The organism is Mammaliicoccus sp. F-M27, assembly GCF_022387115.1.
GTDB lineage: Bacteria > Bacillota > Bacilli > Staphylococcales > Staphylococcaceae > Mammaliicoccus > Mammaliicoccus vitulinus.
The window spans coordinates 143,913-156,407 of sequence record NZ_JAJNIE010000003.1; the positions used below are offsets into that span (position 1 = coordinate 143,913).

General features: G+C 32.0%; 8 protein-coding genes and 3 pseudogenes. 8 read left to right on the forward strand and 3 right to left on the reverse strand.

The window, feature by feature from the left end:
* The first annotated feature begins 33 nt into the window (after window positions 1-33).
* From LQ598_RS05205 to istB, 8 genes and pseudogenes are all read left to right on the forward strand, one after another.
* A pseudogene (locus tag LQ598_RS05205) lies at window positions 34-1,028 on the forward strand (siderophore ABC transporter substrate-binding protein).
* A 595-nt stretch (window positions 1,029-1,623) separates the two neighbouring features.
* Complete coding sequence (locus LQ598_RS05210; RefSeq protein WP_107556710.1) at window positions 1,624-3,132, forward strand: PTS mannitol transporter subunit IIBC; 1,509 nt, start codon at window positions 1,624-1,626, stop codon at window positions 3,130-3,132.
* Between the two features lie 24 nt (window positions 3,133-3,156).
* Window positions 3,157-5,202, forward strand: coding sequence for a BglG family transcription antiterminator (locus tag LQ598_RS05215; RefSeq protein ID WP_107556709.1), 2,046 nt, complete (start codon window positions 3,157-3,159; stop codon window positions 5,200-5,202).
* A gap of 6 nt (window positions 5,203-5,208) precedes the next feature.
* A complete protein-coding gene (locus LQ598_RS05220; protein WP_016912938.1) occupies window positions 5,209-5,643 on the forward strand; it encodes a PTS mannitol transporter subunit IIA in 435 nt (144 codons plus the stop codon).
* On the forward strand, window positions 5,643-6,761 hold the full coding sequence (locus tag LQ598_RS05225; protein ID WP_016912937.1) for a mannitol-1-phosphate 5-dehydrogenase: 1,119 nt from the start codon (window positions 5,643-5,645) through the stop codon (window positions 6,759-6,761). Before LQ598_RS05220 ends, LQ598_RS05225 begins: the two co-directional genes overlap by 1 nt.
* A 373-nt stretch (window positions 6,762-7,134) precedes the next feature.
* Entirely contained in the window at window positions 7,135-7,503 is a 369-nt protein-coding gene (gene sarA, locus LQ598_RS05230; RefSeq protein WP_103323373.1) for a global transcriptional regulator SarA, read from the forward strand.
* 332 nt (window positions 7,504-7,835) lie between these two features.
* Window positions 7,836-9,120, forward strand: a pseudogene (gene istA / locus LQ598_RS05235) (IS21 family transposase).
* A pseudogene (istB, locus tag LQ598_RS05240) lies at window positions 9,113-9,877 on the forward strand (IS21-like element helper ATPase IstB). The pseudogenes istA and istB overlap by 8 nt, the downstream one beginning before the upstream one ends.
* A 253-nt stretch (window positions 9,878-10,130) precedes the next feature.
* Here istB and LQ598_RS05245 read toward each other — a convergent pair.
* The 3 genes from LQ598_RS05245 to LQ598_RS05255 form a co-directional block, all read right to left on the reverse strand.
* On the reverse strand, window positions 10,131-10,913 hold the full coding sequence (locus LQ598_RS05245) for an alpha/beta fold hydrolase (protein WP_107536932.1): 783 nt from the start codon (window positions 10,911-10,913) through the stop codon (window positions 10,131-10,133).
* Between the two features lie 131 nt (window positions 10,914-11,044).
* Window positions 11,045-11,761: a hypothetical protein gene (locus tag LQ598_RS05250; protein WP_016912476.1), complete on the reverse strand. Its 717-nt coding sequence runs from the start codon at window positions 11,759-11,761 to the stop codon at window positions 11,045-11,047.
* Window positions 11,762-11,855: 94 nt separating this feature from the next.
* The gene (locus LQ598_RS05255; RefSeq protein WP_016912475.1) at window positions 11,856-12,383 is read right to left on the reverse strand and encodes an SA0570 family protein; all 528 of its coding nucleotides are present in this window, start codon (window positions 12,381-12,383) and stop codon (window positions 11,856-11,858) included.
* Window positions 12,384-12,495: the final 112 nt, after the last annotated feature.

Sequence of the window (12,495 nt, forward strand, 5' to 3'; positions counted from 1 at the left end):
ATAATTATCAATTACATATTAAGGAGAACACCTATGAAAGAATACATCGTTGCAATTATATGCATGGTTTTATTACTATCTGCATGTAGTAACCACAATAAAAAAGAAGAAACGAACAATAAAGATACTGTCACGATTAAGAAGACTTATGAATATAAAGATAAGAACAAAGATCATAAACGAGGTCAGAAAAAAACTGAAACAATAAAAATTCCTAAAAATCCTAAAAAAGTTATTGTAATGGACTACGGAGCTCTTGATATCATGCAAGATTTGAACTTACAAAATCGTATAACTGCCATTCCTAAAGGTCCTAATGGTGATTTTTTACCAAGCTATTTATCAAAATTTAAAGACGATAAATATACCAACTTAGGTAATCCTGGAAGACCTAACTTCGAAAAAATTGCAGAAGAAAATCCTGATTTAATTTTAATTTCATTTAGACAAGCTTATACTAAAAATTTAGAAGAATTTAAGAAAGCAGCACCAAATGCTAAAGTGTTATATGTAAGCCCAGATGATGATCGATACTTAGATTCTATTAAAGAAAATGCAAATAATATCGGTAAAATATTTGAAAAAGAATCAGAAACAAAATCACTTATTAAAAAACTAGATAAAAAAGTTTCAACTGTAAAAAATAAAATTAATAATGACACAGTGATGTTTGCAAATATTGATCAAAAAGCATCAAAACATACGGTCAAACCGGGAGATACGGTGGCTTTTTAAGCGGTGACTTAGGCATTAAGCATATCGATCCAGACATGCCTGCAAACTCGAGCGGACAAGTCGTATCATATGAATATATAGCGAACAAGAATCCAGACAAAATCTTCTATATTAATAGAACAGATCAAGATACAAAAGACTTGCCACAAGCATTAAAAAATCCCGTCATCAAAAATGTGAATGCTATCAAAAATAATGACATCCTCAAGTTCGACGCAAACTCATGGTTCTTTGGTGCAGGTGGAATTAGCGCTACGATTAAACAGTTAGATGATATAGAAAAAGCATATTAATGAAGAAGAGTTTGGAGTGTATGGCGGGAGCTGGTCGGGGTCTGAATGTTGCTTGTTTGATCAGTCTTGCAACTTACAGTCCTCCTATGTTGCTTGTTTCGTCAGTCTTGCAACTTAGAACATGTACTTAAAAGAACAAACGAAAAAATTTTAAAAAAATGAATATTAGTAACGATTTTGTAAAGTGCTGACGCCTGAGGGAATAGTATGCGTGAGAGACTACAGGCTCGAACCATACCCCTAGGCAATCATGCACTTTCAAAATCGTAAGATTTCAAAAAAATAACAACTCATATCTAGCTGAATAAATCAGTGAAATGAGTTGTTATTTTTTTGAGTAGAATTTTATGTCTCAGCCTCTATGTAATATGAGTATTCTATCAAAATTAATTTCATAACATTATGAAGGAATCGCACAACAGTGTATAATTACATTGAAAACATTTTCATTCAAAAGCTTCAATTAAATTTGCTTATGGCACACATGTCAAAGTGGATGTGACAAAGTCGCGTTTACTATTCATTGTGTATGGGCTTACATCTTCGTATGATTAAGGTACAAAATACTTTTTATGTAAGGGAAGGTGTGTTAAATATGGCAGAACAAACAGAAAAGAAAAAAGGCATTGGTCCTAAGGTTCAAGCTTTTGGTTCATTTTTAAGTAGTATGATTATGCCAAACATTGGTGCTTTTATTGCTTGGGGGCTTATTACGGCACTGTTTATCGAAGATGGTTGGTTGCCTAACGAAGAGCTTTCTTCTATGGTAGATCCAATGATTAAATATTTAATTCCATTATTAATTGCATTTAGTGGTGGACGTTTAGTTCACGGTTTACGCGGTGGTGTCGTTGGTGCGACTGCTACGATGGGGGTTATCGCAGCATTCCCTGATACGCCGATGTTAATTGGTGCAATGATTATGGGTCCATTACTTGGTTGGTTAATGAAAAAAGTGGACGAATTCCTAGTACCTAGAACACCTCAAGGCTTTGAAATGTTATTCAACAATTTCTCTGCTGGTATTCTAGCTTTCATTATGGCAATCATTGGTTTCAAAGGCTTAGCGCCATTAGTTGAAGGATTAATGAAGATTCTTGGTATGGGTGTTGATTTCTTAGTTTCTCATCACTTATTACCACTTGTAAGTATTATTATCGAACCAGCTAAGACTGTATTCTTGAACAATGCAATTAACCACGGTGTACTAACACCTCTTGCATCTGAACAAGTAACTCAAGCTGGTAAATCTATTCTATATACATTAGAGTCTAACCCTGGACCAGGTCTAGGTATTTTATTAGCGTATATGATATTCGGTAAAGGTACAGCAAAAGCAACATCATATGGTGCTGTTATTATCCACTTCTTTGGTGGTATTCACGAAATTTACTTCCCATATGTGTTAATGCGTCCTTTATTATTAGTTGCAGTTGTATTAGGTGGTATGACTGGTGTCGCTACATTCAGTTTATTCGACTTCGGTACTACTGGACCTGCATCACCGGGTTCAATCCTAGCCTACTTTGCAATTACGCCTAAAGGTAGTTATTTAGTGATGTTACTAGGTATCTTCTTAGCGACATTAGTTTCATTCGTCGTTGCATCTCTCATATTAAAAGTTACTAAAGATCCTGACAGCGACATCGAATCAGCAGCAGCTGACATGGAAGCTCGTAAAGGTAAAAAATCTTCTGTAAGTGGTGCTTTAACTGGTGCTGAAAAAGAAGAAACAGAAACTTCAGATGATGCAGAAGAAAAAGATGAATCAGGCGAATTATTAAATGACTATGACACTGAAAATGTAGATGCTCATGATTTCTCAAATGTTCAAAAAGTTATTTTCGCTTGTGATGCTGGTATGGGCTCAAGTGCTATGGGTGCTGGCATGTTAAGAAACAAATTCAAAAAAGCTGAATTAACGGATATAGAAGTGACGAACACTGCTATCAACCAATTACCAGACGATGCAGATGTCATCATTACACAAAAAACATTAACAGACAGAGCGATTAAAAAGAATCCTAAAGCGATTCATATTTCAGTAGATAATTTCTTAAATTCACCAAGATATGAAGAGTTAATTAACGAATTGAAAAAATAATTCTAAACAAAGGAGTGAAGGTCGATGATGATAAGTAACCGGGAAAAAAGCATTCTCAAATTACTATCTGAGCGTCTTCACTCTTTTTTGACCATTCATGACATTGCACAAGCTTTAGGTATCTCATCAAGAACGGTTCATAGAGAAATGAAAAGTGTTGAAGATACGCTTCATCAATACCACCTCTCCTTAACGAGAGTACCAAAATTAGGTTTGCGTATTGAAGGTGAACCAGTAAACATTGATGATTTTGTCCAATCTTTAAATGAGCAACATACAATCGATTTATCTGATGAAGAAAGAAAAGTTATTATTCTATACAACTTGATTCAGTCTAAAGATCCAGTAAAATTATACAGTTTAGCAAATGAAATCGGTGCATCAACGCATACACTTAATAAAATAATTGAACAGTTAGAACCCGATTTAGAAACGGTCGAGCTTTCGTTAGAACGTAGACGTGGTGAAGGATTAATTCTGAATGGTGAAGAAGTTAACAAAAGACAATTGTTAGCTAGAATCATGTTAGAAAAGCTAGACGGCGACAGCGTCTATTCTGTTGTTGAAGATCACTTTGTCTATCACACATTAAATGAAACTCATCTTAAAGGTATTGTTGATATAGACAGATTGTTTAATGTTGAACGTTTGCTCATGGACGAACTCGGCATACTGCCCTACACATTAACAGAAGCCAGTTATTTAACGTTGACGATTCATATTGTTTTAGCAATTGAACGGATTAAACAAGATGGTCACGTAGAAATTGAAGATGATATTCTAAATGAATTAATTTCAACCGATGAGTTTAAAGTATCAGAAAGGCTTACAAACGTCTTAAGTAACATTTATGATGTCACCTTTAATCATTCTGAAATTGCTTTTATTACGATGCATTTAAGAGGTGCAAGACGTCGACATGAAACAACAGCCTATGAGAACACTGAAATTCATGAACAACATGTAACAGAACTGATTGAATTTGTACAAACACAAGGATTTTCTTTCAAAGATGAAGAATCATTATTCAAAGGCCTTAATTTACATTTAGAACCCGCTATTAATCGCTTGGAAGCTAATATTGAAACCTACAATCCGCTTACCGAGATGATAGAAACATATGATAAAGAACTATTTGACGCTGTTTCGTCAGGTTTAAAGATTGTATTCAACAATTATCATTTCCCTAAAAGCGAGGTCGCGTATATCGCCCTTCATTTTGGTGGCATGTTAAAAGCAAAACAAAGTCGCTCATTACACGTATTGGTCGTATGTAGCAGCGGAATTGGTACAAGCCGTATTCTCTCCAACCGTTTGAAACAGCATTTTTCAGAAATCACACAAACGACTGAAGTATCAGTGAGCAGCTTGAAGTCCATTGATTTTTCAAAGTATGATGGCATGATTTCTACTGTCGCGGTTGATACTAAGTACCCGCATATTACAGTGAATCCATTATTACCAGAACAAGATGCAGAAAATGTTAAGTACTTCTTAAAATTACAGCAATCTATTGTTCAAGGGCAACGTGATAGCCAAAGTAAAGCAGAACCACTATCACATAAAGATTATGACCGTACAGTTACTTTTATAGAAGAAAGCTTATCAGTAATTCAAAATATGATCGTCGAAAAGAAAAAAGTAACTCAGCTCAATCGCTACTTAGCTCAAACATTATCTAAACATCATATTATTGAAAATACGCATAGTTTTATTGAAAAACTCAATAATAGAATGGAACTTCAAGGCTTTGCGTTATCAGGATATCCTGTGGCTATCCCTCACCTATCAGATGATGTTATTAAAAAGCCACAGCTCATCATAACTGAATTAGCCCAACCTTTAACGCTTAGAACAATAGAGCATGAAGAACAAGAAGTAACTTGGCTTGTATGTATGTTCATACCGAAGAATTCAGAACAAGGTCAACTTATGAGTGAAGTATCATCTTTAATTACAGAGCATTTGGATGATATTGATCAGTTGTTAAATGATAGAGTGCTAATAGAAAATACACTCAAATCATTTTTCTTAAATAAATTAAAACAAAAACTAACGAAAACGGAGTGACTTAAAATGACAAACTTATTCAAACCAGAAAACATTTTTATGAACTTATCAGTAAATTCACAAGACGAAGCAATCGAAAAAGTAGGACAAGCATTAGTTGAAGACGGTGCAGTAACTGAAAAATATACTAGTGCAATGAAAGAACGTGAACAAATCGTCACTACTTATATGGGGAACTTCTTAGCAATTCCTCACGGTACTGATGATGCGAAAACAGAAGTTTTAAAATCAGGTCTTGTATTACTTCATATTCCAGATGGCGTTGATTGGGATGGCAACGAAGCAAAAGTTGTTGTAGGTATTGCTGGTAAAGACGGTGAGCATTTAGATATCCTTTCACAGATTGCAATCGTATTTAGTGAAGAAGAAAATGTTGAGCGTGTTATCAATGCTCAATCTAAAGATGAAATTATCGCGATCTTTGAGGAGGTTGAACTTTAATGAAAGCCATTCACTTTGGAGCCGGTAATATCGGACGCGGATTTATAGGAAAAGTGTTAAATGACAATGGCTATGAAGTAACTTTCGTAGACGTTAATGAAAATGTTATTAACCAAATTAACGAAGAGCAAGCTTATCAAGTTGTCATCGCTAACGCAGAAAATACGAAAGAACCTGTATCAGGTGTTAAAGGTATCAATAGTATTACTGAAACAGATAAATTAAAAAAAGCCATTTTAGAAGCGGATGTTATTACAACTGCTGTTGGTGTTAATATCTTACCTATTATCGCTAAATCATTTGCACAATTTTTAAAAGAGCGTCAACCTGGTAAAGCCTTAAATATTGTTGCTTGTGAAAATGCCATCATGGCAACAGATCAACTTAAAAAAGCGATTTTAGATATTACTGGACCTTTATCTGATGACATTAGTTTCCCTAACTCAGCAGTAGACCGTATTGTGCCACAAGGTCAAAAAGAAGGATCATTAGATGTATTAGTCGAACCTTTCTTTGAATGGGTTGTTGAGGCTTCTAAATGGCAAGGTACACAATTAGAAGATGTTCATTATGTGGATGATTTAACACCATATATTGAAAGAAAATTATTAACTGTAAATACAGGACACGCTTATTTAGCATATTATGGTCAATATAAAGGTTACAACACAATTCTTGAAGCGATTCAAGATAAAGAAATAAATGATGGCTTACACGAAGTCTTACAAGAAACAAGTGAATATCTTGTTTCAAACTTTGATGAATTCACAAAAGCCGACCAATCTTATTATGTTGAAAAAATAATTGGCCGTTTCAATAACCCATATTTATCTGATGATGTAACAAGAGTTGGACGCGGTGTACTGCGTAAAATTGGACCAAACGATCGCATCGTTAAACCTCTCGTCGCTTTATCAAAAACAAATAAAAAGCATTCAGAACTCGTTAAAGCAGTATGTTATCTATTAGAGTATCAAGATGCAAATGACAAAGAAACTATAGAAAAGAACGATTATATCAAATCAAATAGTGTTGCTGAATTTTTAAACAAATATGCAGAATTAGAATCAGATATTATCGAAGAAGTTATTATTCAATACACTTCAATTCAAAAATAATCTTTTGAAAAGCCGTATTTTTGTATACGGCTTTTTCCGTGGTTCAAATTTATAATATCCACATTTAATATTAGGATAATTCGTAATTTTCCATTTATTTTATTAGTAGAATTAATAATAATCATGCACTTATATTTTTTAAGATTATATTATACGCTCCTTTCGTTTGTGACAGTTATATTATTTTTATTATTATTTAATTAAATCCTACTCTTATTAGTTTACATACAGTTATATTTAGGCTAAAATAAGTAAATAATTGATAAACTTAAATTATGAACCAAAAACTAAAAGCGCTTCCAAAACGATAATACAGGGCGTTGTATTATTTCAATTAATGAAGCAAATACTCAATATACTAGGGGGATTCAAAATGGCAATTTCTAAAATAGAAAATTGTTCGGACTTATTATCGCTTGTTACTTACGTAGATAAATTAAAATCTATTATTAAAAAGGATTTTTCACTTAGCTTTGAAGAATTCGCTGTATTAACTTATATTAATGAAACTGATGAAGAAGAATATCATTTAAAAAAAATCATTAATAAATTGAACTACAAACAACCACAAATTGTGAAAGCCGTTAAAAACTTATCACAACAAGATTACTTTACTAAAAGAAGAAATGAATATGATGAACGTACTGTTTTAATTTTAGTTAATAAAAAACAACGCAAATCAATCTCAGAAGTTCTTGAAAAAATTGATAAAGAAATCGCAAAGACTGACATTAACGACTAATATATAAATCATGTAACAAAAATGACTTAGGACATCTATGCCCTAGCAACTTAAAAAGAGCAGAAATTCATTGTTAAAATTGAATTTCTGCTCTTTTTTGTTTTGAGTGGATCATGATATTTGAGTCTTCGTGCGTTTTACCCAATATTTACCAAAATCGCACAATATCTCTTGAGTCTTCGTGCGTTTTACCCGTATCCCTCACTGAACACCGTAATCCTAAATTCACTTAGATATTACTTGGAAATGATAATTTAATAATGTACACTTTTGATTGTTTAAGTATGTACAATTTTAAAAAATTAGCGATAATTTTATTGAGGTGAATATTAATGAAATTATCGTTAAATATAAAAAAGAATTTTAAAGTTGAAAGTCTGGAAGACTTAGCGGATTTTAAAATAGTAATGGAGAGCTTAAATATGAAAATAAACAAGAGTGAAGTTGCAAGACAGATGGGTGTAGACAGAAGAACGGTTGAAAAATACCTAAAAGGTTATAAGCCTAGTCAAAAAAGGAATAAACATTCTCAAATAGATAATTACTATAATGAGATTAAAAAGTTATTATCTGATAAATGTGAACAAAAATTCTACTATAAACGCATATTATGGCAGTATTTAAAAGATAATTACGGACTTAATTGTGCTTATTCTACATTTAGAGCATATATCATAAAACATGAAGAATTAGATCATTATTTTAAAAAAGGAAAACATAAGTTGTCGCCAAGTGGCACAACTAGATATGAGACAAAGGCAGGTCACCAAGCGCAATTTGATTGGAAAGAAGATATTAGATTTAAGACTAAAGACAATCAAGAATTATCATTAAATATTGGTGTATTACTTTTATCTTATTCCCGATTTAAAATTATGCAAGTTACAATGAGTAAATCAAGCGAAGTATTACATAATTTATTAGTAAATGCATTTGAAGCGATTGACGGTGTTCCTCATGAACTCATTACAGATAATATGAAGACTGTTATGACACAACCTAGAACAGAATTTTCAAGTGGTCAAATCAATCGAAGATTTAAACAATTCGCTGATGATTTTAGTTTTAAAGTAAGACCATGTATCGCAGGAAGACCAAGAACAAAAGGTAAAGTAGAGTCTATTATGAAAATTTTAGATGAGATTCACGCATATCAAGGAGAATTATATTTAGATGAGGTTCCGACATTTATATCAAATTTAAATGATCGTTTAAATTACTCTGTCCATGTAGGTACTGGGAAAATACCGATAATCGAATTAGAAAAAGAAAAGAGTTCCCTACAGCCACTACCAAATGCGCATGTAAGAAACTCATATAAAGTGAAACATAAATATTTGAAAGTCAACCGATCGAATATGATAACATATCAATCCAATCAATATTCAGTACCAGCTGAATACTGTGGTAAAACAGTTGAAGTTCAAATTTATGATCAAATATTACATGTATATTATAACACCAAATTAATCGTTGAACACCCTATTACACGTCGCAAATTGAATTATCAAAAACAACATTACCTTGAAACTTTAGCCCTCCTGTGGAGATCATGATGATATAGATCAAATAGCATTAGATAATTTAAAAACAATAGGAGAACTGTATGATGAATAATTCAACGAATTATAAACGTTTAAAAGAGAATCTAGAATACTTAAAAATGAATCAAATGATAAATCATTTAGATTAAGTTATAGATTTCAGTATCAAAAACGATTTATCATTTATTGATACGTTAGTGAAATTGAGTGATTATGAAATCGCGATTAAAGAGAAAAATATGATTGAATCGATGGTGAAAGTAGCAGCTTTCCCGTTCAAAAAAGACCTATCAGACTTTGATTTTACCTTTCAACCATCGATCAACAAACAAGAAATATTAGATTTTACAAACTTACGATTTATAGAAAATCATCAAAACATTGTATTTCTAGGATCAAGTGGTGTGGGTAAGACACATTTAGCCACTGCCATAGGCATGGCAGCAGCTAAAAAAAGAGTCAGTACATATTTTATAAAATGTCATGACCTAATTCAAAATCTAAAAAGAGCACAGCTAGAAAATAGGTTGGAAAATAGAATCAAACATTATAGTAAATACAAACTACTGATAATTGATGAAATTGGATATTTACCGATTGATAGTGAAGATACCAAATTATTCTTTCAATTAATAGATGTAAGATACGAAAAGAAAAGTACAGTATTTACAACAAATATAAATTTTAATTTATGGAATGAAGTATTTGAAGATCCTAAAATAGCAAACGCTATTTTAGATAGGATATTACATCATGCCAATGTCGTAAAAATCACAGGCAAATCATATCGCCTAAAAAATCATTTACCAAGAGAAATAGAGAAAACTTGATATCAATAATGTACACACATAAACAATCAATAGTGTACATTTTTATATTGACATTTACAATTACTCACGATTTTGTGAAGTGCTGACGCCCGGGGGAATAGTATGCGAGAGAGAATACAGGCTCGAACCATACTCCCAGGCAAGCATGCTCTTTACAAAATCAAAAATATAAAAATCACCCAATCCGAAAGTGAATACAACGGATTAGGTGGTTTATTTTGAGTAAAAGGATGATGTCCCAAGTTCTTTAATTTTATATGGCCTGTTTATCTCTTACTTTTTGATTCAAAAAAGTTGAAACGACTTCTTTAAATTTTTCACTTTCTTCAATAAAGGGTGCGTGACCTGAATGTTCAAATATTTCTATTTTAGCATTTTTAATAGCTTCAGCATCATTATCTATATCGAAAGGATCATATTTCCCTCTTATTATGAGTGTAGGTACTTTGATGTTATCTACTTTCACATTTATCCCGTTAATCGATCTCACTGATATTGCATCTTCTTCGGCTGACATTCGATAATATTTTTTCACTTCTTGATACCATTTAAATGTTGATTTAACATCATGAAATATTTCATTAAATAAAATTAACATCGCTTCTTCTTTACTAAATCCAGCAACTTTATCTCTATGTTTAGCAATTAGTTTAATAAGCGGTTGTTTTCCTTGATTAGATATCGAAGATACTACAACTAACTTATCAACTTTTTTCGGATGTTGATTTGTGAATTCTTCTGCGATGATACCGCCCATATCATGACCTAATATATAAGCTGAATCTATTTCTTCAGATTCCATTAAATCTACAATGTCATTAATATGATTTTGTATAGATATTGTTTGTGGTTTTTCAGATTTACCATGTCCCCTAGAATCCATTGTATAAATCGTATATTGATCTTTCAGAAGTTGTACTGTTGAATTAAATGCAGCTAAATTCATGCTCAACGCATGTAACATAATTAGTGGCTTACCTTTACCGTGTTTCTCATATACAATATGAGTCCCGTCCCTTGTTATTAATTCTCCCATAATGTGTACCTCCCTACTTTACAGTAATAATATACCCCTTTTACAATTTTTCACACTTATACTACTAATTTAATCCTATAAATAAAAATACAGAAAATGATTGTAAGCTACAATTCATTTTCTGTATTTATTTACACATATTTTCTTGTTGAATAGATCATCACAAAGTATAGGATAATAACTAAAATAATTAACCAGCTACTAAAAGTTATGACCGTGATGACTGTTTCATTAATTGTTACTGAAGCGATTGTCTTTTGTATCACTGCCAAGCCCATAGCTGCCACTTCTGGCTTTTTTAAAAATAATGACAAGACAACGAGCAAAATGCCAATCGCGAATATGGTTTGAAAGACGACCAATGGAATAACATACAGCCCAAAAGTTACATTAAATATCTTGAGCACGCACAATATGACACCGATGCTAAATAACAAGATATTCGTCATCATCAGCTTTTGATTAGGATATAGATAACTGTGCTTCTTAATGATTAAATATATAACGAGTGAAATGGAAAGAATAATACTACAATAGAATATATACAATCCAGTTACTGCATTAAACGGAATTATTTTTTTATCAAATAAATATGCCATTAATAAGAAGTTGAGTGTATAAAAAATAATAGGGTTATAATTCACAATCACTAAATTTCGTTCCACAATTTGGAGAATTTCCGCATGAGTCTTATGCCTATATTCAGCATAGTCTATGTCCTTCTCATCAGATTTTTTCATATCTTTCTTTAATGAATGTTGGACTTTATCAATTTGTTTAGGTAATACAGCGACATGCTGTAAATAATCATTAACATTTTCCAGTAATACCTTATTGTTCGGACGCAAATATATACACCCCCTTCATTCTAATATTGTATAAATTAATCCCCCATTATGCAATATGTATATTACATAACGGGGGATTAGATTCGTCATTTATTTAGTATTTACCTAAATCAATACGATATACTTTAAACTGTTTACTGTTTGGTGTTGCTTTAGAAAGTTGGAAGTGCGCTTGTTCGTTATTCACGTAAGCATAACCACCAGTGTATTTATTATTTTGTACACGTTTAGTCGTATTATCACCTAGTAACGAAACAAGTGAATCCAGATTCACATTTGTTAAATCATCGTAAACCATTGTAATTCTTTTCACAGTTTCTTTATTGCCTTGGACTTTTGCTGTAATAATCATATGTCCATTATCAGTATTAAATTCGTAATAATTCTCTCTATCATTACTATCATCAGAGTACGAAAACATTACGTTAGGATATTTAGATTTAATTTTAGAAATCTTGTCACCAATTTTAATATCTTCGATTGCTACTGTACCGTCTTTGTAAGTTTGTACATTATCCTCGTTAATATCTAATTGATTATTAGTTGCAGCATTTGCTTCAGCAAACGGTGAAAATGGTAAAACCATAAGTGTCATCACTATCGTTAAGAGACATTTTTTCATATGAGGTTCTCCTTCATTCTGTGTCTTATATGTTATGCTTTTACTGGCATTATTATAACATATACATTACAAAATGACCACTTTTATTACAAACGTGTAACAAAGAGATTAA